The 23,255-nt window shown below is 52.7% G+C and carries 21 protein-coding genes and 1 pseudogene; 4 read left to right on the plus strand and 18 right to left on the minus strand.

Annotated elements, in window-relative coordinates; translation table 11 throughout:
• Positions 1–82 precede the first annotated feature (82 nt).
• Together QOT07_RS25570 and QOT07_RS25575 are read right to left on the minus strand one after the other, a co-directional pair.
• Entirely contained in the window at positions 83–577 is a 495-nt protein-coding gene (locus QOT07_RS25570) for a MarR family winged helix-turn-helix transcriptional regulator (RefSeq protein WP_004099028.1), read from the minus strand.
• A gap of 557 nt (positions 578–1,134) precedes the next feature.
• Positions 1,135–1,623: a YkgB family protein gene (locus QOT07_RS25575; protein ID WP_004099027.1), complete on the minus strand. Its 489-nt coding sequence runs from the start codon at positions 1,621–1,623 to the stop codon at positions 1,135–1,137.
• A gap of 297 nt (positions 1,624–1,920) precedes the next feature.
• On the opposite strand from QOT07_RS25575, the gene QOT07_RS25580 reads away from it, so the two are divergent.
• Positions 1,921–2,280, plus strand: coding sequence for a DUF6314 family protein (locus tag QOT07_RS25580; protein ID WP_166479491.1), 360 nt, complete (start codon positions 1,921–1,923; stop codon positions 2,278–2,280).
• 38 nt (positions 2,281–2,318) lie between these two features.
• Here QOT07_RS25580 and QOT07_RS25585 read toward each other — a convergent pair whose 3' ends face one another.
• Both QOT07_RS25585 and QOT07_RS25590 read right to left on the minus strand, forming a co-directional pair.
• Entirely contained in the window at positions 2,319–3,278 is a 960-nt protein-coding gene (locus tag QOT07_RS25585; protein WP_004099025.1) for a YeeE/YedE thiosulfate transporter family protein, read from the minus strand.
• A gap of 26 nt (positions 3,279–3,304) precedes the next feature.
• Positions 3,305–3,727: a MarR family winged helix-turn-helix transcriptional regulator gene (locus QOT07_RS25590; protein ID WP_223296479.1), complete on the minus strand. Its 423-nt coding sequence runs from the start codon at positions 3,725–3,727 to the stop codon at positions 3,305–3,307.
• A gap of 367 nt (positions 3,728–4,094) precedes the next feature.
• On the opposite strand from QOT07_RS25590, the gene QOT07_RS25595 reads away from it, so the two are divergent.
• Positions 4,095–4,991 carry a LysR family transcriptional regulator gene (locus QOT07_RS25595; RefSeq protein WP_011191354.1) on the plus strand — a complete coding sequence of 299 codons (897 nt, stop codon included), beginning with the start codon at positions 4,095–4,097 and terminating at the stop codon, positions 4,989–4,991.
• Here QOT07_RS25595 and QOT07_RS25600 read toward each other — a convergent pair.
• The 5 genes and pseudogenes from QOT07_RS25600 to QOT07_RS25620 form a co-directional block, all read right to left on the minus strand.
• Complete coding sequence (locus QOT07_RS25600) at positions 4,988–5,224, minus strand: DUF2274 domain-containing protein (protein ID WP_026227538.1); 237 nt, start codon at positions 5,222–5,224, stop codon at positions 4,988–4,990. The genes QOT07_RS25595 and QOT07_RS25600 overlap by 4 nt on opposite strands.
• A 2-nt stretch (positions 5,225–5,226) precedes the next feature.
• Complete coding sequence (locus tag QOT07_RS25605; RefSeq protein ID WP_011191355.1) at positions 5,227–6,447, minus strand: TraB/TrbI/VirB10 family type IV secretion system protein; 1,221 nt, start codon at positions 6,445–6,447, stop codon at positions 5,227–5,229.
• Positions 6,444–7,493 carry a P-type conjugative transfer protein TrbG gene (gene trbG / locus QOT07_RS25610; RefSeq protein WP_129941811.1) on the minus strand — a complete coding sequence of 350 codons (1,050 nt, stop codon included), beginning with the start codon at positions 7,491–7,493 and terminating at the stop codon, positions 6,444–6,446. Before trbG ends, QOT07_RS25605 begins: the two co-directional genes overlap by 4 nt.
• Positions 7,490–7,810: pseudogene (gene trbF / locus QOT07_RS25615) on the minus strand (conjugal transfer protein TrbF); the annotation flags it as partial. The pseudogene trbF and the gene trbG, both read right to left, overlap by 4 nt.
• 277 nt (positions 7,811–8,087) lie before the next feature.
• Entirely contained in the window at positions 8,088–9,128 is a 1,041-nt protein-coding gene (locus tag QOT07_RS25620; protein WP_283604543.1) for an IS110-like element IS4321 family transposase, read from the minus strand.
• Positions 9,129–9,152: 24 nt separating this feature from the next.
• Here QOT07_RS25620 and QOT07_RS25625 point away from each other — a divergent pair, with 24 nt between their 5' ends.
• Complete coding sequence (locus QOT07_RS25625) at positions 9,153–9,857, plus strand: IS6-like element IS26 family transposase (RefSeq protein ID WP_047389788.1); 705 nt, start codon at positions 9,153–9,155, stop codon at positions 9,855–9,857.
• Positions 9,858–10,036: 179 nt separating this feature from the next.
• Here QOT07_RS25625 and QOT07_RS25630 read toward each other — a convergent pair whose 3' ends face one another.
• From QOT07_RS25630 to QOT07_RS25655, 6 genes are all read right to left on the minus strand, one after another.
• Complete coding sequence (locus tag QOT07_RS25630; RefSeq protein ID WP_024262784.1) at positions 10,037–10,684, minus strand: recombinase family protein; 648 nt, start codon at positions 10,682–10,684, stop codon at positions 10,037–10,039.
• A 165-nt stretch (positions 10,685–10,849) separates the two neighbouring features.
• On the minus strand, positions 10,850–13,969 hold the full coding sequence (locus tag QOT07_RS25635) for an HsdR family type I site-specific deoxyribonuclease (RefSeq protein WP_283604520.1): 3,120 nt from the start codon (positions 13,967–13,969) through the stop codon (positions 10,850–10,852).
• A 133-nt stretch (positions 13,970–14,102) separates the two neighbouring features.
• A complete protein-coding gene (locus QOT07_RS25640) occupies positions 14,103–15,281 on the minus strand; it encodes a restriction endonuclease subunit S (RefSeq protein WP_155413443.1) in 1,179 nt (392 codons plus the stop codon).
• A 5-nt stretch (positions 15,282–15,286) separates the two neighbouring features.
• Positions 15,287–16,843, minus strand: coding sequence for a type I restriction-modification system subunit M (locus QOT07_RS25645; RefSeq protein WP_050110596.1), 1,557 nt, complete (start codon positions 16,841–16,843; stop codon positions 15,287–15,289).
• Between the two features lie 212 nt (positions 16,844–17,055).
• Positions 17,056–17,367, minus strand: coding sequence for an addiction module antidote protein (locus QOT07_RS25650; protein WP_050110594.1), 312 nt, complete (start codon positions 17,365–17,367; stop codon positions 17,056–17,058).
• A 4-nt stretch (positions 17,368–17,371) separates the two neighbouring features.
• Positions 17,372–17,689: a type II toxin-antitoxin system RelE/ParE family toxin gene (locus QOT07_RS25655; RefSeq protein ID WP_050110592.1), complete on the minus strand. Its 318-nt coding sequence runs from the start codon at positions 17,687–17,689 to the stop codon at positions 17,372–17,374.
• A gap of 573 nt (positions 17,690–18,262) precedes the next feature.
• On the opposite strand from QOT07_RS25655, the gene QOT07_RS25660 reads away from it, so the two are divergent.
• Positions 18,263–19,225, plus strand: a complete 963-nt coding sequence (locus tag QOT07_RS25660) for an ArdC family protein (RefSeq protein ID WP_269129741.1) — start codon at positions 18,263–18,265, stop codon at positions 19,223–19,225.
• 184 nt (positions 19,226–19,409) lie between these two features.
• On the opposite strand, the gene QOT07_RS25665 is transcribed toward QOT07_RS25660, so the two are convergent.
• From QOT07_RS25665 to QOT07_RS25675, 3 genes are read right to left on the minus strand one after another with little or no spacing between them, the layout of a single operon-like run.
• The gene (locus tag QOT07_RS25665; protein WP_064645499.1) at positions 19,410–19,922 is read right to left on the minus strand and encodes a phospholipase D family nuclease; all 513 of its coding nucleotides are present in this window, start codon (positions 19,920–19,922) and stop codon (positions 19,410–19,412) included.
• Positions 19,915–20,661, minus strand: coding sequence for a MobC family replication-relaxation protein (gene mobC, locus QOT07_RS25670; protein ID WP_050110586.1), 747 nt, complete (start codon positions 20,659–20,661; stop codon positions 19,915–19,917). The genes QOT07_RS25665 and mobC overlap by 8 nt, the downstream gene beginning before the upstream one ends.
• A 9-nt stretch (positions 20,662–20,670) precedes the next feature.
• Positions 20,671–22,506 (minus strand): type IV secretory system conjugative DNA transfer family protein, encoded by a 1,836-nt coding sequence (locus tag QOT07_RS25675; RefSeq protein ID WP_226716605.1) that lies wholly within the window; start codon positions 22,504–22,506, stop codon positions 20,671–20,673.
• Positions 22,507–23,255 lie beyond the last annotated feature (749 nt).

The following is a 23,255-nucleotide window of genomic DNA, read 5'->3' on the forward strand; positions in this document are numbered from 1 at the left end:
AGAATGCGGCTGATGGTAGGCTCGCTGACATTATGAAGCCCCGCCATCTGAGCAGCGTTGAGCTGCCGCAATTGCGAGTCTCCTACGCGTCGTCGTTCTTCTCGCGGTCCACACCTCGCTCATGCAATTCGGCATCGACGGGGCAGTTCGTGCAGCCCTCGTAGCAGCACAAGCGGCAGATGCGGTATGACTGCTCGAGGTTTTCCAAGCGATTTCGGAGAACGCGTTCAGCGATGTCCGATAAGGTTTTCAGTTCGTCTGGATTAAGGATCGATAGCCCTTCGGCAATCACTTGATCGCGCGAGGCCAGGACCTCGTCGCTCGCGACCTTGCCAGTTGGAGTAAGATAGAGGGATCGCGCGCGCCCGTCTGTCGAATGCTCCCTACGCTCGATCAATCCCTCGCTTACCAATCTATCCACCAGGCGAACAGTTCCAGCATGTGAAAGGCCCACCCCGATCGCAAGCATACGGATCGAGAGCCCGGGCTTGTGCGCGAGCAACGCCAGCGCTGAGGCGGCGGGTCCAGCTTCCGGCGCCCGCGATGAACTAGCGCGAACGATGTCGTCGCTGATCATGAGTGCGAACGCCCCGAAAATGTTTCGATCTCGAGGTCCATCCATTGCCACATCTATATGTGCGCGGAGCATAGACAGCAAGCCATACCGTGGTCCTCTTCCTCCGCGCGGCTTGTGGAAAATGTCCTGTTTTAGAAGGGTTTCGGAGGATTTCGACTGATCGAGCGCGCCGAAAAAAACGGGTCCGGCTCGTTAAGGCCGCGGAACCGTTGATACCTGGCGGCTATAGGGCAAGCCTTTTCGCTCGGAATCGCCGTAGGTCGCGCCCGAGAATCACTCCGCGTCAGCGCTGTCATCCAGGCCGCGCAGGTGCAGATCAGCGAGACCTAGCTTGCCCCCGGCGTCGCACTTCCATCGTGTCACCGCGCGCGATCACGATTGTATCAATCCCATTGAGGAACAGTCCGTGCTCCACGACGTCGGGGATTGCGGCGAAACGGGCGAAGACCGCGTCGCCATGCAGCTGAGCGCCTCCGGGCTCGATATCGCGACGGAGCATCCATGCCCCGCGGAGGTTCTGCAGGATTTGCACGCCCGCCGTCACGAGAGGACCACAGTCACGAGAGCACAAGCGCCCCTCTGTGGCGGACCGAAGCACGCAGCAGCACGAGGGACGCCGCTAGCAGAACTGCGTCCTTCAGTAGAAACTGCCCTGGTGCAGCCGAAATCGCAGGAAAGCCGCCGGCAGTCTGCTCCGCGACACCTGGAGTGGTGATGAAAAAGGTCAGCGTGATCAGATAGGTCGCTGCTGACATTAGTGCGCCTAGCGCAGAGAAGAGTGGACGAAATGCACCAAGGATCAGAACGAGACCGGTCGATAACTCGATAACGCCGATGAAATAGCTTTGCCCCTGCGTCCCGAACATGCCGAGCCAATTCATGATCGGGCTGTGTTCGATAAACGGGGCGATACCATAGGCCTCGTACGCTGTGAACTTCATCGCGCCGAACCACAGAAATACGATCACGAGAGCCCATCTAAGCAGGCCAAGATCCCTCCGACCGTGCTCGGGGACAAGAAATTCATAACGGTCGAAAATGCTCATCTAAAATTCCTCAACAGTGGTCCCGTGGGAACGTCACGAACGTCGTCTACGTGCTTCGGGCAGGCGTTGCAGTATATGCGCGACGCATATACCATATACTAATAAGCGAGATATGTCGAGCGGCTGGCTCGCGCTTCGCTGCCTCACGAAGCCATCCTCATCGGCGATGCCTTTACCCAGCAAACGCGCGACCTTTGCGGGATTTTGACTTGATGGGGCTGGCGCTCCGGGTGGGCCTATAGCCCGTTGGCAAACGTCCAGCCTGTACGGATGGACGCGGCCCTGGACGAGATAACCATGCCCACCGAAATCGTAGCAGCGATCGGCGAAGGCGCGCTCGCTTATCGAGAGAGCGGCATTCTCTCACTGGCAGATGGCAGAGTATTCTCCGCGTGCCGGCAGTATCGCTATCGCTTGAGCGAGGACAGTGTTGTCGTCGAGTTCGCAGACGGACCTCATATCGGGACGCAGTTCCTCAGCTTGAGTTTCTCGCGGACGGATACCGGGTTGGAAGCGAGTGGCGTCTATGCCTGCGGAGACGACACCTACCATGCAACCTACAGGATTCTGGGGCCGGCGGCCTTTGAAGTGGTCATCATGGTCCAAGGGCCTGCAAAGGCATACGAGCTAGTCAGCCGATATTCCCGGTCGGGATAAATGCTCATGTCAGGAGGGCAAGTCCTCTGTTGCCCTTATCATGGCCGTGAAAGGCAGCGCCGGAATAACTTACCACGCGCTGCAAATCCGAAGACGATTGTCGTCGTCATCAGAAGGTAGGCGACTATCCCACCAGGTGAAAGAGTCGGAACCGCTGCGAGGATCAACCCATCATTCCCGCCGGGTATGAGCGCGATGCCGATACCCATCAATGTGCCGCCGACGACAGATCGCAGAATGCCATTGGCTGTCGGCAGTTGGAGACGCAGATTGCCTTGGCGAAAGGAGGCGGTTAGGGCGCCTGCGATCGAAGAGATCACCGCAGTGAGCGCGACCTCGCCGGCCGGGGACATTCTGAGAGGAAGGGCGCGTTGAATCACGTCTGCGAAGGTCCAGGCCGGCGAGAGTGCATATAGAAGTCCGCCAGTGATACCGAGTCCAATCATCGAAGCGCCGAACGACCAACCCGGCTTTGTTCGCAGAACGCTCTTCGTGGAAACGAAAACGAGTGCCAGCACGAGCACAACTAGGAAGGCTAGGAGAGTAACGAGGCCTGTTGCGCTCGGTTTGGAGATTAAGCTTGGCCATGTTGAATCGTAGCCGAACCTGCCATGGTCGGCAGCCAAGATACCAATCGTTAATCCCAAGGGTAGAGCTAGAAGTCGCATCTCCCCATCCCCAAGCCGCGCCAGCGATCCGAGCAGGCATGTGTCATTAATGAGTGCGCCGAGGCCGAAGGCGATGGCGCCGATGAGCAGGAGGAAATTGATGCTGGTCGAGGGTGCGAGTGTTGCGCCCAGTGTTCCCGTCCAGACTATCGGGACCGCAACCAGGCCTGCCGCTGCCGACGCTGCGAGAAATCCGACGAACATTTTCGGCGGCTGTCTTCTGTGTAACTCATGAGCGGCCACCACTAAACAGGTTCCGCCTTGGTTCGCCGCATATCCGAACCCGAAGGCAAGTACGCATAGAAGAAGTTCGAGCGCAAACGATCCCATTATTTCAAGCCTGCCTGATCATATCGTCAGCCTTCTGATGCGACGTTCCAGCGTGGCGAGCGCCCCGGCTTAGCTTTACCACGGGAAGGCGCGATCCTGCTGTAGCCGCACAGATGGCAAAGGCTGACCGAGCCATCTTTGTCGAAGCCGTTTGCCACAAGGAGCCGCTCCGACAGCATGCCTAGAATGTCGAGGTCATTGGGCGACAGGGGCGAAATACATTCGGAGATCACCTGCTCCCGTGCCTTGAGCAAGGCGTCCGTTATCTTCTTCCCCGAATTGGTGAGGTGAATGAAGCGCGCCCGCCTGTCGGTGATTTGTCTTCGTCGTTCCACCAACTGTTCGCGCTCGAGCCTATCGATCAATCGCACCGTCCCGGCATGAGAAAGCCCGATCGAGGTAGCCAAAACGCTGATCGGCAGTCCGGGCTCCATGCTGAGTAACACCATCACGGCGGTCCCCGGGCCGCTTGGTGAAAACGAGGCCGAGACACTGGCGATGCTGTCTGCAACGGCCAACGCGAGTGCACCTAAATGGTACTTGGCGACCTCAGGCTCCATACCGCAAGAATATATGCTTCGCGCATAGACTTCAAGCGTGTGAAAATGTATGACCGCCGCATGCATCTATGACAGATTCGGACATGGTCATGCTCATTGAGGGGCTCAGCTCGGATTCCACATCTGAGATCAACGGACGTGCTCGTTCCCCAGGCGCTAGCGGGGGTGGGCTCGATGAAAGTGGACGTGCATGGGTGCCGCTCACCGGGCGCAGGCGGTTCGCCGATGAGACCGCCGGTATGATCGGACGGGTCTCATGCCCGACCTGACTCTTGATCTCCGATACCTGAAGTACGCCGTTCAGGTCGCCGAGGCCGGCAGCTTCCGCCGAGCGGCGGAGCGCCTATCGATATCGCAATCCACCGTCAGCCGACGTGTGCAGCTGTTTGAGCGCCAACTTGGCTTTTCTCTCTTCAAGCGTACGCGAGCGGGGGCAGGGCTGACTCCAGAAGGTGAGCGCTTCCTTCAACAAGCGGTGGTGGGAGCGCGCTACCTTCGTAACGCCGCAACGGAGATCCGCTCCGCGCGGAAACTCAAGACCGGGCTCGTGAGGTTTGGAATGCTTGAAGCGTTCCCGGCGTGCCCGATCATCAACATTCTCTCGGCATTCAGAAATAGACATCCGACGATCGAGGTAAAGCTTGAGGAAGGCACTTCAGAAGAAAACACTTTGGGGGTGAAGCGCGGATTACTGGACGCAGCAATCAGCCTGAGTGCGAGCAAGAGCCCTCAGTTCCAAGTTCGACGTCTCTGCGAACCAGATCTGTTCGTGGCATTGTCCCCGCTTCACGAGTTGGCAGCACGGCCACAGCTGTCGTGGGAGGACGTTTGTGACGAAGTCTTCCTCGTTCGCTCGGATGGCGCTGGGCGTGAGCTCGCTGGCATACTCCGGCGCATGGTGGGCGCCGGAGACGGAGCGGTTCAACTCTCGATCCAACAAGTCAGCCGAGAAACCCTGCTGACGATGGTCGAACAGGGCTTCGGCTTGACCATCACCAGCGTGATCTACCGGCCGGATATCGCGTTGATCCCGCTCCCATCGGCGCGGGCGCCGACGGCCGCTATAATTTCTTCCAGTGACAACGACAACCCGACTCTGCCGCTGCTGCTGAAGTGTTTCGACACCCCCTCTAGAGCGGGGACCACGGATTAATCGGCGCTCCCCGGCGTCAACGTTCGCCTGGCTTTGGCGAAGCCACGGTCTGTCGCGATGAACCGTTGTAACATCGGGACGATTAACCGAGCTGGGTCAACAGCGGACTGACCTTGCTCTCGGCCCAATAGGTGGGCGTAGTCAACAAGGTCCTGGTGGAGAGCTGCAGGTAGCTCGACCTGTACCTTAAGCGGCTTGTCGTCCGCGATGGGGCCTAGCTTAAGCTTCGACATCATCACCCTCCATATGGCTCCAGTACCAAGTCTCGCGTCACGAGAACGCGCACGGGAAATCCGGGCCGAATAGTGATCGTGGGCGCGACGTTGAGCTGACGCCTCACAATCTGCTGCCCTGCGTCGTTGATGGTGTCCTGCCCACCGTTCCGGATCGCCTGAACGAGCTGATCGTCGTTGTCGACCGCGAGTTCGGCGCCGACGCTCAGCAGTGTCGACAATCCCGCAGCCTTGGCCAGATCCCACCAATGGTAATCGACGCCATCCTGCAGCCCGGCGAACCCTTCAGCGTCAGCACCAGGCTGGCGCTCGAGAACGATCGAGCGCCCGTTCGGGAAGACGAGCCGAGTCCAGACGAGCAGGACTCGGCTCTGGCCGAACTGCACGTTGTTGTCGTACTGCCCGACCACACGAGTGCCTTGCGGCACAAGCAAGATACGGCCGGTTGGGCTGTCGTAGATGTTTTCGGTGACCTGCGCGGTGATCTGGCCGGGTAGATCGGATCGGATGCCGGTGATCAGCGCCGCGGATATCACTGCTCCCGCCTGAAGGACGTTCGGCGATACTGGCGCAGCGACGCGATCGGGCGCAACCGTCCTGCGATCGGCCGCGGCGTTCAGAAACGCGTTCTGCCGGTCCTGCGCCGAGGGCGTGGCGGGCGGCGGAGCGAGGCCAATGCTCGCCAAATCCGGCACCGGCGCGAGCGCTGGGGCAGCTCCCGCAGCAGCGGGTGTGCCCCGGCTTTCCGATCCGGAGAAGAGACGGCTGGTGCGCGCGGTCTCGATTTCCTGAAGGCGGCGCTGCTCTTCCGGGCTGATGCCGGGATTGGGCGTGGCCGTCCCGGGTGTGGGCACCGGCTGTCCGCGATCCTGGGTACTAAGGATCGGCCGGCCGAGGTCACCGGGAAGAGGGGGACCGAGCTGTGGCACGCCACTGTAATCTCGCGGCAGGCCGGCCAGTCCGTCAGCGGTCGAGCGGTTCTCGGTCGAATAGAGTTCGTCGTTCGGCCGACCGGCGTCGCGGGTCTGAAGCGCGTAGATCAGCGCACCTCCGAGCCCGACGCTGGCGACAAGACCGAGGCCGGCGAGAACCTTCCGCGACAACCGGGTGACGCGGGGCGGTTCGGCCCGCAGCCGCATCGGCGCAGGCCCGACCGGCTCGCCGGTCAGGGGCTGCGCATCGTCGTCCGGCACTTCCTCAATCCGGGGCGGGTTCTCGCTCACGAGGTCGGCCTCCCGTCTGTGCGGACGATCCTGACGCGCTTCTGCTCGCGGCCGGAGCCGAAGCGAAGTTCGGCAGCCGCGAACAGACGATCAACGATCATGTGGTGGCCGCGAACGCGATAGTTCACGAGCTCAGAGGTGTTGCCCTCGGGGCCGACGACGAAGAGTGGCGGCATCTCGCCCTGACCGATGCCGCGCGGAAACTCGATAAAGACCTGGCGTCCGTCGTCGAAGGCGCGCAGCGGCCGCCACGGCGCACGGTCGCCCTCGATCGCATAGCGGAAGTTGACGTTCGCGAGATCGACGCCGCTCGCCACCGGCTGGGCCGCCTGCGCCTCGGCGTTCTGACGGCGCAGCGCAATGAGCTGGTCTTGCGGATACTGCCATGAGACCGACGCCATATAGGTGCGCTCTGTCGAGCGCCGCTCCATGTGATAGGTGCGCATGTTGGTGTTGATGACGAGGTTTGTCATCAGGTCGGCGCGGGTGGGCTTTACTAGGATGTGGATCTGGCGCGTTGCCCCCGATCCGCTCTCGGTGTCGCCGATGATCCAGCGCACTGTGTCGCCGGCGGCCACCGGGCCTGCGCCGACAAGCTGCTCCCCGGGTTGGAGCGCGATGTCGGTGATCTGCCCGACGGCGGTATAGACTTGATAAAGCGCCCCTTGAGTCCACGGGTAGACCTGCATCGAGTTAATGAAGCCGTCGCGCACCGGCTGGACTCGTGCCGCCTCGTTTGCCTGGTTGACGCGAGCGGTCGGATTAGAAGGCTCCGGGGCACGCCGCGTCTCCTCCACACGCTGCAATTGGCCAGGCAGCGGCAGCGGCCGGGGCAGCTCGACCACGGTGACCGGCGCGGGTGGATCGACGGTCTGCACCGCCGGAGCCGCATTGTCGTAGGAAATCTCCGGCGGCGGATTGGTGGTCGCGCAGCCCGCGAGCGCGGTCGCCGCTAGCAGAACGACCGGGAATGCGGCTCTACGGAGAGCCGGGAGTACGTGTGTGTGTGAAGCCGGGTTTCCGGCTTTACGGAAATACGGCTTCATTGCCCAAGCTCCCGTGACCAGTTGATGGCGTTGACGTAGATGCCGAGCGGGTTCGCCCTGAGCCGGTCGGCGTTTCGGGGGATCTGCACGACGATCGTCAGGATCGCGGTCCAGCGCGTGGTCTCGGCGAGCTGGCCATTTTCGTATCGGCGCTCGACCCAGGCGACGCGGAAGCTGTCCGGGGACGCGCGGATGACGCTGGAGACGTCGACAGCGACCTGCTGCCGGCCGACCCGTGTAAAGGGGTCGTTGGAGCGGGCGTAGTCATTGAGCGCCATGGCGCCGCGGTCAGTCGTGAAGTCGTAGGCGCGCAGCCAGGGGTCGTCTCAGAAAACGGAATCTATGGTCACTCCCGTTTTTGCAACACCGATTTTGACGACAAGTTGGCTTGCTTGAATCTATCCGGCGTCTGAATGGGATTTTATTCCCGCGCCTTGATGAGTTCCGCGCCTGATGAACCTCCAGAAAATATACGGCTTCAATGAGCCTTTCCGTTTTACAGGTTCCTCAACAGGCCGGTGGGCCGTTAGTATCATCAATATCAGTATTCGCAAAACCAGATCAGTAATTCTTTAAACCGGTGTATTTCTGCCGTTATGCTACATAAGTTTGCTGTCGTGCCGTTAGGGCCCAGGCTATTCTGGCCAGCTTGTTTGCCAGAGCACAAGTGACGACAAAGTTGCTTTTCCGGCACAGTAAATCCCTGACCCAATCGGCCAATTTGCCAGACTGGTGTTCCAGTTTTTGTATGAATACCCTGGCACATTGAACCAACAAAGTTCGGATCTTTTTATTACCTCGCTTACTAATTCCCAGCAATGTCGTCCTACCTCCCGTGCTGTACTGCCGAGGTACAAGCCCTGTTGCCGCCGCAAAGTCACGGCTGCTGGCGTACTGCTTCCCGTCGCCAATCTCAGTTGAAATAGTACTCGCTGTCAGTGTTCCGACGCAGGGAATGCTCAGCAAGCGCTGTCCAACCTCATCTTCGTCCAACTTTCGTTTCAACTGGGATTCCAAATCTTTAATCTGCTCAACAAGATAGTGATAATGCTGTTGTAATTTCAGCAATAACTGGCTGAGGTAAAGAGGCAAACTATTGTCCTCAAGAAGGGTACTCAGTCGGCTAATAACGGCAGCTCCTCGGGGAACGCTAATGCCAAATTCCAGCAGAAAAGCATGCATTTGATTGGTTGTTTTTACCTTATCCTGAACCAGGGATTCACGGACACGATGCAGAGCCCGCATTGCCTGCTGAGATTCCGTTCTGGGCTGCACAAAACGCATAGACGGACGCGATGCAGCTTCACAAATAGCTTCGGCGTCGACAAAGTCGTTTTTATTGCTTTTAACGAACGGGCGGACAAATTGTGGTGATATCAGCTTTGGGGAATGCCCCAACTCTTCCAACTTGCGTGCCATAAAGTGAGAACCGCCACAGGCTTCCATTGCGATGGTTGTAGCGGGGCATGTCGCCAAAAATTCGATCAACTTTGGCCGGGTAAATTTTTTACGGTAAACAGCCTTCCCGCGACGATCCTGGCAATGAATATGGAAAGAGTTTTTACCCAGATCGATACCAATGAGCGCAATGTTTTCGGCACTGTTGCAAATAGTCGGTGGTGATAAACTTATCATCCCCTTTTGCTGATGGAGCTGCACATGAACCCATTCAAAGGCCGGCATTTTCAGCGTGACATCATTCTGTGGGCCGTACGCTGGTACTGCAAATACGGCATCAGTTACCGTGAGCTGCAGGAGATGCTGGCTGAACGCGGAGTGAATGTCGATCACTCCACGATTTACCGCTGGGTTCAGCGTTATGCGCCTGAAATGGAAAAACGGCTGCGCTGGTACTGGCGTAACCCTTCCGATCTTTGCCCGTGGCACATGGATGAAACCTACGTGAAGGTCAATGGCCGCTGGGCGTATCTGTACCGGGCCGTCGACAGCCGGGGCCGCACTGTCGATTTTTATCTCTCCTCCCGTCGTAACAGCAAAGCTGCATACCGGTTTCTGGGTAAAATCCTCAACAACGTGAAGAAGTGGCAGATCCCGCGATTCATCAACACGGATAAAGCGCCCGCCTATGGTCGCGCGCTTGCTCTGCTCAAACGCGAAGGCCGGTGCCCGTCTGACGTTGAACACCGACAGATTAAGTACCGGAACAACGTGATTGAATGCGATCATGGCAAACTGAAACGGATAATCGGCGCCACGCTGGGATTTAAATCCATGAAGACGGCTTACGCCACCATCAAAGGTATTGAGGTGATGCGTGCACTACGCAAAGGCCAGGGCTCAGCATTTTATTATGGTGATCCCCTGGGCGAAATGCGCCTGGTAAGCAGAGTTTTTGAAATGTAAGGCCTTTGAATAAGACAAAAGGCTGCCTCATCGCTAACTTTGCAACAGTGCCCAAAAATTTCCGATCTCCAAACTGACCCCTTATAGTACAATAATTTTCGATATCCAAACTGCCCCCTATTGAACAATCACACAAGCCAACCAGCTAGGACGGGTAGACATTTTCTTGTGTGTTGTAACTACTTACTCAAAGCACGTTTATCTTCCCTCGATTTTACAGCACTACTAATTGTCCCTCGACTACAGGCCATAATTTTCTGAACCTGGCTCCAAGAACTACCGCTATCGAGCAACCGATTAATTGCATCGTATCGAGCCTGATTGACCTGACGCCCCTTATATTTTCCCTCCTTTTGAGCTTTATTAATCCCCTGCCTTTGACGTTCCCGGCGTTGTTCATAATCACGACGAGCCACAGCAGCCAGCATATCAAGCAACATATCGTTGATTGCAGCAAACATGCGACTATCAAAATCATGGCTCGCTGAAGCAATCCAGGTTGTCGGTACGTTGATGGCCATCACTCGAATATCCTTCTGGCGAATCAACTTCTTCAGGCTGTTCCAGTCTTCACCAGTTAAGCGTGAAAGCCGATCAACATCTTCAATGAGGAGAATATCGTTCTGTCGGCAGTCGTTCAGCAGTCTGAATAATTCCGGTCGGTCGAGCCGCGAACCAGATTCATTCTCGATGTAGTAATTGCAGATGTTAAGGCCACGCTCATCAGCAAAGCTATCGATCGCAGCGAGTGCGCGAGAAGCGTCTTGTTCAGATGTTGAGGCGCGTAAATAAGCCCGGACAAAGCTTTGCGGTACGGTATGAGTCACAATGTCGAACCAGTTCAATTTAGGTTATTAAAGCATAACCATATAGTACCTGTTTCGCATGGTATTTTAAAGGCATACTTATACAGTACCGATAAATCGAACTATTAGAGCTTTACCGAATAGACGGAGTGGAGTAGGGCAAAACGCCCCCTCCACTGACGGGAGTCAGATCTGCCCACCCACGCCTTTGAACTTCTCAATAAATGCCCCTATCTTATGGAAAACGGTCTGCTTTTTGGTTTTGTACTGCGGATTGAGTGGACTGAGTTTTGGCAGCGTCTCGTTAAGCTCCGTACCGTTTTCCGTCGCATATTCGCGCTTCAGTGAGGCCTTGATATACCGGCGTGCCGCCACCTCATTCAGGTTCTCCTCTTTTATCAGGGCGTCGACTTCACGCTGTTGCGCCTGCTGAGCAAAGGTAAAGAACGCATCAATAATCCCGGCTTTATCGGGCATCTCATCGAGGTTTGTTTGCTCTATGAAGTCGACAATCAGGCCTTCTTTGGCACGGTTACCCAGACTGCCGCGGATTAAACGCCGCACTTCTTCTATCAGTGTTGTTTTACTCGTGTTCTTTTTTTTATGTTCGAAAATCAGCCCAAGAATATAGTCGAGGTTAATCTCCTGAGACTTCAGTAAATCCACCTCAAACACCACGTCTTCCCAGTCAACGGTGGACGCGTCTTTATCATTGGCGGATTTCTCCCGGCGCAGCCAGTCCCGGATATCATTGTAGGCTGAACGGTAGTCCTGGATTTTTCGCTCAGCCGGTAGGCGTAGAATCTGAAGTTCAGCAAGCTTTTCGTCATCCAGATAATGCACTGCTTTGAAGGCTTCCGCCGCGTCCGGGTCGCTGATGTCGACTTTTTGTAAGGCTTTGAGTGTGGTAAATTCATCGTAGTTCTGAAGGATGTTTTCAGCGCGCAGGTACTCGCCAAACAGTTTTACAAAGGCCTTTTTTTCTTTATCTGATTCAATCGCTGCCGGGTCGGAGAATCGCTGTTCCAGCTCCGTAACCACGTCCATAAAGCCGCGCTTTGCCTCACCGGTGACGATATCGGTAAAGCCGTCCATATACTCCTTATAGCTTTTTTCCAGCACGACATTTTTGGTGTTATTGTCCCCGAACAGGGTAATGGCATCCACCGTAGCCAGCTCTAAATCCCGGAACGTGACAATATTGCCGAACGTTTTGGTAGCATCATAAATCCGGTTGGTGCGTGAAAACGCCTGCATCAGTCCGTGATAGCGCAGGTTTTTATCCACAAACAGGGTATTCAGCGTCGGGGCATCAAAGCCGGTTAAAAACATTCCGACGACAATCAGTAAATCAACGTCCTGGTTTTTTACCCGTAGCGCGAGGTCCCGGTAGTAGTTCTGAAAGCCGTTGCTGTCGGTGCTGAAGTTAGTTTTAAACTGGGTGTTGTAATCGCCTATCGCCGCATCCAGAAACTCTTTCGCGCTGCTGTTCATGGCGGTGACATCAAAGCTTTCATCCGTGATGTCGCCAACGGCGTCCTGCGTTTCATTGGCGGCAAAGGAGAAAATGGTCGCCACCCTCAGCGGCTTGTACGAGCCGTCAGCATCGGCGGCATTCTGCTGCTGTTTTTTGAAGGCTTCGTAATAGGCCTTAGCCGCATCGACACTGCTCACGGCAAACAGGGCATTAAAGCCCCTGCCCCCCGGGAAGGTGCGGTGTGTTTTTTGTCGGAAATTTTTCAGGATGTACTGCGTTATTTCCTGAATACGCATCGGGTGAAGAAAGGCGTGCTTGTTTTCGGCGGCACTGAGTTTTTTCTCGTCCGTTTCGGTTTCCATTTGTTTAAACTGCGGGCGGACATCGTTGTAATCGACTTTAAACTTCAGCACCTTATCATCACGAATGGCATCGGTGATGACATAGGAGTGGAGTTCGCGACCGAACACATCCGCCGTGGTTTCTGCACCCAGCGCATTTTGCACAAAGATAGGTGTACCGGTAAAGCCGAACTGATAAAACCGTTTGAATTTCTTCTTCAGGTTTTTCTGCGCTTCGCCGAACTGGCTGCGGTGACACTCATCGAAAATGAAAACCACCTGCTGACGGTAGACCGGTAAGTCTGCTTCACCTTTCATCAGGTTGTTCAGCTTCTGAATGGTGGTGACAATGATTTTGTTGTCGTCTTTTTCCAGGTTTCCTTTCAGTCCTGCCGTGCTGTCAGAGCCATTGACGCTGTCGGGGGAAAAACGCTGATATTCCTTCATGGTCTGGAAATCGAGGTCTTTTCGGTCGACCACAAAGAAGACTTTATCAATGAAGTCCAGTTCGGTTGCCAGGCGTGCGGCTTTGAAGCTGGTCAGGGTTTTTCCGGAGCCGGTGGTGTGCCAGATAAAGCCCCCGCTTTCCGTGGTGCTCCAGTTTTTTGCCTGATAAGCGCTGTTCATCTTCCACAGGATCCGCTCGGTCGCCGCTATCTGATAAGGGCGCATGACCAGCAGGTTATTGCTGATATCAAAGACGGTGTAATGAAACAGGATGTTCAGCAGGGTGTTTTTCTGGAAAAAAGTGGCGGTGAAATCTTTCAGGTCTTTAATCAGCGTGTTATCGGATTTGGCCCAGTTCATCGTGAAGTCAAAACTGTTTTTGTCCCGCTTGGTGGTGTTGGCAAAGTAACGGGTGTCGGTGCCATTGGAAATCACAAACAGTTGCAGGTACTTAAACAGCGAGTTATCGGTGTTGAAGCTTTCTTTGCTGTAACGGTGTATCTGGTTAAAGGCTTCACGAATGGCCACGCCGCGTTTTTTAAGCTCAACCTGGACCAGCGGCAGGCCATTGACCAGTATCGTGACGTCATAGCGGTTAGCGTGCGTGCCCGCCTGCTCAAACTGCTGGATAGCCTGGACTTTGTTACGGGTGAGGTTTTTCTTGTCAATGAGATAGATGTTGTCCAGATGCCCGTCATCAAAGGTAAAATCGCAGATATAGTCCGTATGCAGCTTGCGGGTCTTGTCGAGACTGCTGTCGCTCGGGCTGTCCAGATACTGCTCAGTAAAGCGTCGCCATTCGCTTTCGTTAAAGGCGACGTTGTTCAGTGCCTGGAGTTGCGTTCTGACATTCGCCAGCATAGATGCCTGCGATTTTACGCCCGACAGAAACTCATAGCCCTGATTGCTCAGGTCCTGAAGTAGTTCACGCTCCAGGTCAGATTCGCTCTGGTAGCTGTCAGTGGCTTCCCAGGCTTTGGTGTATTTGTCGAGGACAATGAAGTGATTGGTCTCGGCGACGGTGTGTGTCTGTTGGGTCATAGCGCATCCTGTGTGCCCGTGGGGCAAAACCGGCAGAAAGGCATACAACGCTACCGGCGTGGGGAAAGTGGTTATCGGTAACCCCGGTCAGAAACAGCACGCAGACCGGACGGTTTTTTCAAGCCTGTCGGTATCAGTTAGCGACGTCAGCAGGCTTGGGGAAGTTGAACAACAGGTCGCGATAGTATTCGTACTGCTGCTGGCGCAGGGCGATTTCACGAGGGAGGCCTTCGCTGATTGAGTTAGTCAGTGCGTCGAATTTATCAAGAATCTCCGCGATGCGAGTTTGCTCATCCAAAGAAGGGAATGGGACCTTCAAGTTTTTCAAAAGTCTCCCTGTTATCAGAGGCTGACCTGCTCCAACTGCAAATTGATTTAAATTCATGTATGTCAGTTGATGATATGCAAATCGTACATTCCATGAATCAGCAGGATGAATAATTAGAGTATTATCTGAAACGTCAAAATGACCAGATGCAGCATTAACTAATCCTGCGTATGCACCGACGCGCGCTACTAAGAGCAGGTCTCCTGAATACGCCGAATCATCAGTAAAACCTATCAACCCTGTTGAGCCGTACACAGGGAATGACCCATTAGCCACTCGAACTTTGTTACGCCCTGATGCGATTTTTGTTGTGATTTCCTCCAACGTCTTCCACTCAACCTCCCCCTCTTCAAAGCTCAGCAACTGGTCACGATAGTAGTTGTACTGTTTTTTACGTGCGGTAAGCTCAGCGGTAAGCTCAGCGGTAAGGGCGGTAAATTTATCCAGAATTTGGACGATTTCAGACTGGATAGCCAGAGACTTTTCAGGGTTTTCCGGGCAAGGGATGGGGATTGTGATTTTGGCCATGTCAGTAGCTGAGACATCAATTACTTTTGTCCCTTTTGAATACTTTCTTTTATCGCTTGAAAAAACATCGGTTTGTGTAAAGTAAGCGAAATATTTCCCGATAACACCATTACTTGGTTTGAATATTGTAGCGTGCCCACCCGTAACGGCTTGCTCTTTACCTAGATAAACTAACGCTTTACCAACATCAGCAATGTTTTCGCTGGTGTTAGTAATTACAACGTCTCCAGCATTTACTTTTTTGAGCTTTTTCGCAGTTTCATACGAAACAAACGACTTTGTCGATGCGGTTGAAAGACCATAGAAAGTATAAATCTGTCCGTAGTGAATAGCGGGAACACCTGATTCCGTAAAATCAGTTTTTGGCAATCCATTTCCGCGAACTAGTTCACCCAACTCTCCCAGTGGCGTCCACTCCACCTCAACGCCATCCAGCAGCTTTTCCAGATAACTCATCTCGTTCATAGCTGCGCCTCGCTGCCTTCAATCTCTGCCACAATCGCATCAATGTCTGTGCGTAACTGGTCGATACGGGCGACTGTGGTTTTCAGTTCGGCATTCAGCTCAGTGATATTGACGATTTCACGGGTGTCTTTGGCTTCCACATAGCTGCTGACAGACAGGTTGTAGTCATTTGCGGCAACGCCCTCGAGCGTCACAGATTTCGCCAGATGGTCGATACCCGCCTTGCTGTCGAACACCTGCATAATCTGTTCAATATGGGCATCTGTGAGGATGTTGTTATTGGTTTCTTTTTTGAACAGGCCACTGGCGTCGATAAACTGCACGTTGGTATCAGTCTTATGTTTGGACAGCACCAGAATATTCACGGCAATGGTCGTGCCGAAGAACAGGTTCGGCGCTAATGAAATGACCGTTTCAACATAGTTGTTATCGATGAGGTACTGACGGATTTTTTGCTCTGCACCGCCACGGTAAAAAATCCCCGGGAAGCAGACAATCGCTGCACGGCCTTTGGCTGACAGGTAATTCAATGAGTGCAGAACAAAGGCAAAGTCCGCTTTAGATTTCGGGGCAAGGACCCCGGCAGGCGCAAAGCGTTCATCGTTAATCAGTGTCGGGTCATCACTGCCAATCCATGACAAAGAGTAAGGCGGGTTAGATACAATCGCATCAAACGGTCTGTCGTCACCAAAATGTGGCTCTCTGAGCGTGTCACCCAGCATGATGTTAAATTTGTCGTAGTTGATGTTGTGCAGAAACATGTTCATACGGGCCAGGTTAAAGGTCGTATGGTTTATTTCCTGCCCGAAGAAGCCGTCTTCAATGATGTGGTTGTCAAAATGCTTTTTGGCCTGCAACAGCAGTGAGCCAGAGCCTGCGGCAGGGTCGTAGATTTTATTGACGTGGGTCTGACCGTGCATCGCCAGTTGAGCAATCAACTTAGAGACATGCTGAGGCGTGAAAAACTCACCGCCTGATTTACCGGCATTGGCGGCATAGTTAGAAATCAGGAACTCATACGCATCACCAAACAGGTCAATCTGATTGTCTTCAAAATTACCCAGCTTCAGTCCTTCAACCCCCTTCAGTACGGCGGCCAGGCGGGTATTTTTATCTTTAACGGTATTGCCTAAGCGGTTACTAGTGGTATCAAAATCGGCAAACAGGCCTTTAATATCCGCTTCAGAAGGATATCCGTAGGCAGACGTTTCAATCGCGACAAACGCGCTGTTTAAATCGATATTCAGTCTGGTGTTGATATTGGCCTTTGCAGCGACATTACAGAAAAGCTGGCTCGGATAAATAAAATAGCCTTTGGTTTTAATCGCGTCGTCTTTGATATCATCAGTGATGATACTGTCATCCATTTCTGCATAACTGACACTGTCATCGCCTGCTTCAATGTAGAGAGAAAAGTTTTCGCTGATAAAACGGTAGAAAAGCGCCCCCAGGACATACTGCTTGAAATCCCATCCATCGACCGACCCTCTGACATCATTGGCAATTTGCCAGATTTGACGATGTAACTCTGCGCGCTGCTGAATGCTGGTCATTGATTATGTCTCTTCTGAATACGTTATTTTTTGTGATTTTACGGTTTACCCGGGTGTACGGATATCTTTATCAATTAAGGGCGTGGGGCTGATGTGTGCCTGATTTTTCAGTGCTGGGGCGTATTTAGCGCAATGGGACTTGTGCGCTCAACGTGTTACATAACGAAAAGCCCGCATATAGCGGACTTCAGGGGGGTAAGGTAACCAGAAAATCAGGGTGCTGTTGCCAGATGAGAGAACGGGAAACCGGTAGCAGACACAACACGGCGGAGCGTTTTCAACGTGGGATTACCTTTAGGTGAAAGCGTTCGATAAAGTGTTTCCCGGGAAACACCCGCTCGCTCTGCCACCAGACTCATTCCACCTCTGGCCTCAACCACATGACGCAACGCCGCCAGGAAGGCCTGCTGCCCTCCCTCGTCATCGATATCAGCAAAGGCCTGATGCAGATAGTGTTGCGCAAATTCCGGGTCTTCACGGAGAAGCTGCACCATCGCATCGTCATGTAAACGGGATTTAGTCATCAGGTCACCTCATCAAATAGTCGTTCAGGCACACAATCGCCTGGTCTATATCTGCATTTTGGGTTTTTTTATCCCCGCCCAATAGCAGCAGTACAATCTCATGTCCAACCAGGCTGTAATACACCCTGTATCCCGGCCCCTGATCAATACGCAGTTCCCAGACGCCCTCCCGGCAGGGCTTATGGTCGCCAAAGTTACCGGATGCCATCCTGTTCACGCGTGACGCGATTTTTGCCTTGGCTATCGGGTCACGAATGTCTTTTAAAAACTCCATGAATACATCACGTTCATCTGCCGTGAGGTAATGCCTGATCGTAGTCATCGCTATTTTGTATTTTATAGGCTACAGAGCTATATTGTACTGTAAAAGCTACAGGAGTAAATCATGATCATAAATATTCCTGTTTTTAGCATCAGCGTCATTTAGCGTTTCGCGGCCTAGTCAGTCTTTTCATGAGGCGTTGCATTTTTAACGGTTCTTACGGTCGAGGGTTCCCGCTCAATCGAACGAAATCACCCGTTAAGCTTAAATCGCTTAACGTAGGACCATTTCCGCATTTCACGCTAACCCCCTATATAACGTAAGCCGTCCGGGCGCTATGTCGTGTTTCCGCATTGAGCCAGGCGAGCTGTTTCATCCCTCCGGGTTTCCATCGCTGGCATAACAGCATTTCACCACTACGGCATAAGGGGCGCTAAGTCCGGGTATGCTCGCCGTCATTTTCTCCTGTGAGCCTTTCTTCTTCATATCAGCTTCCGGTAATCGTTCCCCGTCACATCCTGGTCAGCAAGGTAATGCATAGCCGCTTCGCGCCCTTGCTGACCAGAACGATTCCAGGGAGGCCGAACCGTCAGGCGATACGAAGACGAAATTCACACTGACGGAGAAACAACCATGACTATGAACCTGCATACCCAGACAAGCGCCCCTAATCCCGCACCGGCGACCAGCGTATCCCCGCTGGAGCAGTCAGGCTCCTCAAAAACGAAATTTTCTAAGGGCAAGGCCAAACCAGATGTTTACCAGGTGGTGACTGACAGCATCATCGAAGCGTTAGAAATGGGTGTTAAACCGTGGGTGTGTCCGTGGAAGCGTGACGGAGCTGTGTCAGGTATTCCGTCAAACTTCACCACCGGCACAGCCTACAGCGGGATGAATATCATGCTGTTATGGTGCAGTGCTGCAAAGCAGGGATTTAATGATTCTCGCTGGTTAACCTACAAACAGGCTCAGGAGCAGGGCGCACAGGTTCGTAAAGGTGAGCACGGTACTACGGCCATCTTTTACAAGACGCTGGAAAAAGAAGCTGAGGATGGCGAAATCGAAAAAATCCCCATGCTGAAAACTTTTACCGTGTTTAATGTTGAGCAAATCGACGGGCTGGACATGAGTGCTGAAAATGGCGCCGAGATTGAACCACAGGCGGTAGGTGAGTTTGATCCGCTGCCGCAGGTTGAAGCATTGTTTCAGCGCACCGGCGCAAACATTACCGAACGTGGCCAACAAGCATTCTTTAAACCGATCACGGATGAAATCTGGTTGCCTGAACGTCATTTGTTTGCCGATGCCGCGAATTTTTACGCTACCGGCTTGCATGAACTGACCCACTGGAGCGGGGCGAATAGCCGTTTAAATCGTGAAATGAAAGGGAGGTTTGGATCGGAAGGGTACGCCTTTGAAGAACTGATTGCCGAACTTGGAAGCGCCTTCCTGATGGCTGATTTAGGCGTTGTGGGAGAGGTTCAGCATGAAAGCTATATTGCATCATGGCTGAAATCACTGAAAGACGATAAACGCTACATTTTCAAAGCGGCCAGCGCCGCATCTAAAGCGCATCGGTATTTGATGGGATTTTGAGGGGAGCGGGAGAGAGCATTGCCCACATATCCACATGAGATAAGCCAGTGAAGCGGGGAGGCCAACAAGCCGCCCCCGCGAACGGGAGCGCCTCTACCGGCGGGGCAAGCCGGTAGGGGTCGATTGTGGGTATGTGGACAGTGCAGAGGGTAGTGCGTAAGTGCTGGCTAAAAATTGCCGACATTTAATATGCCGGTGCTAAAACTTCGCTTTCTGCCCACAGGCGGTTAAATTCTTTCTCATACTGTGCCGCAATCTGCGGAACGCCTCTTAACACTATGCTGTTTTCTGCGTTGCGGCTGTCTGCGCTGGCCGTGTAATTAAATGACCCTGTTTGTACTGTGCTGCCATCTGCGATCATCACTTTGTTGTGCATGATGGCGTAACGACTGTTAAGACGTACCGGAACATGATTATTTGTCAGGTAAGTGACCGCTGAATAACGGTCACCGTTCGCTTTCTTATCGGCGACAACCCGGACATTAACCCCTCTTTTTTTCGCGGCAATAATGGCCGTCGCGATGGGCTTACTGGTGAAGCTATACGCCTCAACATCAAGTGACGTTGAGGCGTCATTGACCACCGACAGAACATTTTGCAGTGCGGTATGTGACGGAGAAAAACCGACGCTGACGGTTGGGGCGGCAAAGGCCGGGAAAACAACCAGGAGAAGGGCAGGCAGAGTAATTTTAAGCATAAGTTGTTAACTCCAGGGCTTTGAGTTCATCCATTGTATAAAAGCGGAATACGTTACGGTGCTTCGCTTCCAGCGTGACATGTTGGCTGTTTTCGATAACCTGCTTTATCGTGTCGAACAGCAGCATTAATGCCCGTTTCTTTTGCTCATCCGGCACAATGTAGAACACGAAAAACCAGAGGTTTTCCGTTCGCGCTCTCAGGTGACTGGCGATAATTTGCTGATAGCGTGCTTTCGTTTTTAAGCTACGTTCCGTTTCAATGGCGATCCGTTTACCATTTGGCAGCGTGATTAATCCGTCAGGCCGGTGCTTCACCTTAAACTGATTTAAAAAGGTGTTACGGTCGCCGTTAATCCAGTCCGTCGCGCCTTTTTGTGCCAGCGTCAGGTGTACCAGTTGGTTATCCAGATGGTGATCGAGGCTCCAGCCTTTTAACTTTGCCGGTTCAAATCGGGCGGGGAAAATCTTGTCTTCGGGGCTGAGTACGACGGCGATCCCATCCTGGGTTATTCCCCACAGCGTGAGACTGCCAAGGCGAGAGACGAAAACATATTTTTGAATAAGTCCCATCCCTTCCAGTTTATCGAGCAGAAGGTAAAGCGGTTGATGTGCCTTATACCTAAAAAGTTGTTTTAGCGTGTCAAAATCGCTGTAGGTTTCCTCTTTCAAAAAATTAAGAAGCTGTGCCATTTTTTCATTGTTACGGCCTTTGCGTTCTTTATCGCTACTTATCAACATGGCATCCCCTTATTCATCGAAATCAAAAGAAGCTGTTTCAGCAACCGGCTCAACTGGTGCTATCTCGGCTGTTTTGTTTTTTTCTGCCGCCACTAAAACAGGTGTTGTTTGCGCTGCGGGTGCGTCAGTAAAGTCGAGCGGCTTTTTAATCGATATGGGTGTGATCGGCGTGACGTCATAAACCTGTAGCGGCTGTTTTTTCACTTTCAAGGGTGAGATAAGGGAGGCTCGGGGTAATTCTGTGGCCGTGAAAATATAGCTGACGAACGGAGGCAGGTTTAACAGCATGTTGCTGTCGATATAAAAACGTTCCGCCTGCCGGATCGTGCGCTCGTCGTCTATCACTTCGGTCAGTACCCGATTGGTTTTTGCTTTGCGACTCTCATCGTCCACTAAAATCGTACCGGACATTTTCGCCACCCATAACGCGGTGTCGGGGTCTTGCAGTTTATACACCAGTTTAAATTTGGCATTTTCCACGACGGCACCCACCACGGCGTCTCCGTTTAAATCGGCGGGGCAGTCGCGTAAATCGGCAACGGACTGGTGATCCATAATGATATGCACGCCTTTATCTCGAGCAGCACCTAATCCCTCAAGCGCAGGCCGTGATAAATGGTATTTTAGTTCGGCCAGGTGAATAGCAATCGGGCGTGGCGTGGTATTGATTCGGTCGCGTAACTCAGCAAGCTGCATTAACCGTACTAAAATCATGCGTTGAGTTGCGATCACTTTACTGTTGCGCATTGAACCGATGATGTAACAGCAACCGCCGTCGTCAAAAATCTTTTTTAATGCTAACCCCTCCGGGGCATTAATGGAGTTTAATAAAGCCAGTTCCTCTATTTTACCGAAGAATCCTTTAATCGTTTCGGCAATACTCTGCACGAAATCGCTGTTAAACAAATCGCGGATAGTAGCGGTTGGATTTTCATTAATTAGTTGCGCGGTCGCTCGTGCGGCTCTGCGGTCGTCGATACGATAGAAGTCGGCTGCCTCTCCTTTTTCTGCCAGGCTAAACCCCGCAATAAAAAGTTCCTCTAAATGTTCTTCTGTAATGCCATCGATAAGGTTTAGCTGATATTCCGGCTTATTTAAATCAATAAGGTAGAAAGGCTTTGCTGCATCTTCACACGCTTTCCTTATTAAGTGAGGTGCCCATTCGTCATTTTTCGGATCCATTTCAAAAACACCTTCACCGGCTAAAATACTCTGGTAAATAAGTAACCCTGTTGCCACGCCTTTACCTGCACCCGTTGTACCAATGACATCGGCATGTTGTTTTTGCCAGTCACTGAGAGGAATATATTGCGGGTCTCTGTTTTCATTAAGGCCGATGAATACGCCTTTTGCTAAATCAATGAATTGCTCGGGGTCATATTTTTCAGTTGTGGGAAGTAATGCTTTTATTTCTCGCACATCAGTACGCGTATTTCTTTCCAGACTGGTTTTTTTAACCATCTTCCTTTTGAGTTTGTCAATCTCTGGTGAGAGGACGCGGCGTGCAACGTAATGAAATATCACACCGACCACAGTAAATGAAATCAATATCGCCCACAAAATTGCTGGCGTACTTACTTCCAGCCTTGCCGGGTATAAAAAGCGAAGTACGTAAGAGGTGGCCGGTGATATTGTGCCAAAAATAAAGCATAAGAGTGAAAAGCAGATAATAACGCGTTGCCATATTGGCGATTTTTCATGCTCATCCCGCTTTAGCGGGACAATAAAGGGTAGTGTCAGTCCTGATAACAAAGCTAACAATAGCTGATGCTGTTGCATATAGCCGAAAAACGCCGTGGCGTTATCGACTATGGGCATTAGCTTCTCTGTGATTTTATTAAGCATGTCTTAACCTTTGAATGGTTTCTTTCGGTGAGCTATCTCGGTGAATCCACTCGGTGACAGCTTGTCACCGAGTGGATTCACCGAGTTGCATGGGGATCTGAGAGCGTTAAAACTGTGCCCGCCTGCGGGCATGCTGAGGGGGCTAGAGTCCCCTCAGCAAAGGCATGTCCCATTACATGCGGGCTGGACGCCCTTATTGCATGAGACAAGGGGGTAATGTCGCGGCTGGACGCCACGCCAAAACCCCCGAAGGTCAAAGGCGGCAAACCGTCCACGCTACGCGTGACCACCCCCCTTACGAAGTGATTTTGACCTCTATTTTTTCGCCTTCGTCTCAAAATATCGGAAATCACTACTCGTAACGGGGGTGGTCACGCGCAAAGTCGTATTATTCTCGTTCCTCGAATAATGCTCCTAAGCTTGGACGGTTTGCGGGGCGATGCCCCCCAAATAAACCGCTATCGTGGGCGATAGCTTTTTGCTCGCTGGGGCGGCAAAATTTATTCGGCTCCCCCCAACTAACTCGGTTCACTGGGGGTGAACGCTCGTTAGTGGTTTCGGCGACGCCAAATTAACAATTTTTTCAAAATTGAATTTAGCTGCCTCAATCCACTTCCCGTTAACAATTCATTCTGAATTGAACGATAAGTTAAAACCATCGTTAGCAATTTTTCAAAATTGAACGATTAAAAAATAACGTCACATTTCCTCTTCTCGGATTTTGTTTAATATACTTTTTGTCTTACACG

Origin of the sequence: Serratia proteamaculans (assembly GCF_949794035.1) — a bacterium.
GTDB classification, from domain to species: domain Bacteria; phylum Pseudomonadota; class Gammaproteobacteria; order Enterobacterales; family Enterobacteriaceae; genus Serratia; species Serratia proteamaculans.

What these genes read in the sequence shown, in the direction of transcription:
- QOT07_RS25570 (WP_004099028.1), bottom strand. Translation starts at nt 577, where the DNA reads ATGATCAGCGACGACATCGTTCGCGCTAGTTCATCGCGGGCGCCGGAA.
- QOT07_RS25575 (WP_004099027.1), bottom strand. Translation starts at nt 1,623, where the DNA reads ATGAGCATTTTCGACCGTTATGAATTTCTTGTCCCCGAGCACGGTCGG.
- mobC (WP_050110586.1), bottom strand. Translation starts at nt 20,661, where the DNA reads ATGTTGATAAGTAGCGATAAAGAACGCAAAGGCCGTAACAATGAAAAA.
- QOT07_RS25600 (WP_026227538.1), bottom strand. Translation starts at nt 5,224, where the DNA reads ATGTCGAAGCTTAAGCTAGGCCCCATCGCGGACGACAAGCCGCTTAAG.
- QOT07_RS25655 (WP_050110592.1), bottom strand. Translation starts at nt 17,689, where the DNA reads ATGACTACGATCAGGCATTACCTCACGGCAGATGAACGTGATGTATTC.
- QOT07_RS25660 (WP_269129741.1), top strand. Translation starts at nt 18,263, where the DNA reads ATGACTATGAACCTGCATACCCAGACAAGCGCCCCTAATCCCGCACCG.
- trbG (WP_129941811.1), bottom strand. Translation starts at nt 7,493, where the DNA reads ATGAAGCCGTATTTCCGTAAAGCCGGAAACCCGGCTTCACACACACAC.
- QOT07_RS25585 (WP_004099025.1), bottom strand. Translation starts at nt 3,278, where the DNA reads ATGGGATCGTTTGCGCTCGAACTTCTTCTATGCGTACTTGCCTTCGGG.
- QOT07_RS25675 (WP_226716605.1), bottom strand. Translation starts at nt 22,506, where the DNA reads ATGCTTAATAAAATCACAGAGAAGCTAATGCCCATAGTCGATAACGCC.
- QOT07_RS25590 (WP_223296479.1), bottom strand. Translation starts at nt 3,727, where the DNA reads ATGGTGTTACTCAGCATGGAGCCCGGACTGCCGATCAGCGTTTTGGCT.
- QOT07_RS25580 (WP_166479491.1), top strand. Translation starts at nt 1,921, where the DNA reads ATGCCCACCGAAATCGTAGCAGCGATCGGCGAAGGCGCGCTCGCTTAT.
- QOT07_RS25620 (WP_283604543.1), bottom strand. Translation starts at nt 9,128, where the DNA reads ATGATAAGTTTATCACCACCGACTATTTGCAACAGTGCCGAAAACATT.
- QOT07_RS25635 (WP_283604520.1), bottom strand. Translation starts at nt 13,969, where the DNA reads ATGACCCAACAGACACACACCGTCGCCGAGACCAATCACTTCATTGTC.
- QOT07_RS25595 (WP_011191354.1), top strand. Translation starts at nt 4,095, where the DNA reads ATGCCCGACCTGACTCTTGATCTCCGATACCTGAAGTACGCCGTTCAG.
- QOT07_RS25640 (WP_155413443.1), bottom strand. Translation starts at nt 15,281, where the DNA reads ATGAGTTATCTGGAAAAGCTGCTGGATGGCGTTGAGGTGGAGTGGACG.
- QOT07_RS25665 (WP_064645499.1), bottom strand. Translation starts at nt 19,922, where the DNA reads ATGCTTAAAATTACTCTGCCTGCCCTTCTCCTGGTTGTTTTCCCGGCC.
- QOT07_RS25645 (WP_050110596.1), bottom strand. Translation starts at nt 16,843, where the DNA reads ATGACCAGCATTCAGCAGCGCGCAGAGTTACATCGTCAAATCTGGCAA.
- QOT07_RS25625 (WP_047389788.1), top strand. Translation starts at nt 9,153, where the DNA reads ATGAACCCATTCAAAGGCCGGCATTTTCAGCGTGACATCATTCTGTGG.
- QOT07_RS25650 (WP_050110594.1), bottom strand. Translation starts at nt 17,367, where the DNA reads ATGACTAAATCCCGTTTACATGACGATGCGATGGTGCAGCTTCTCCGT.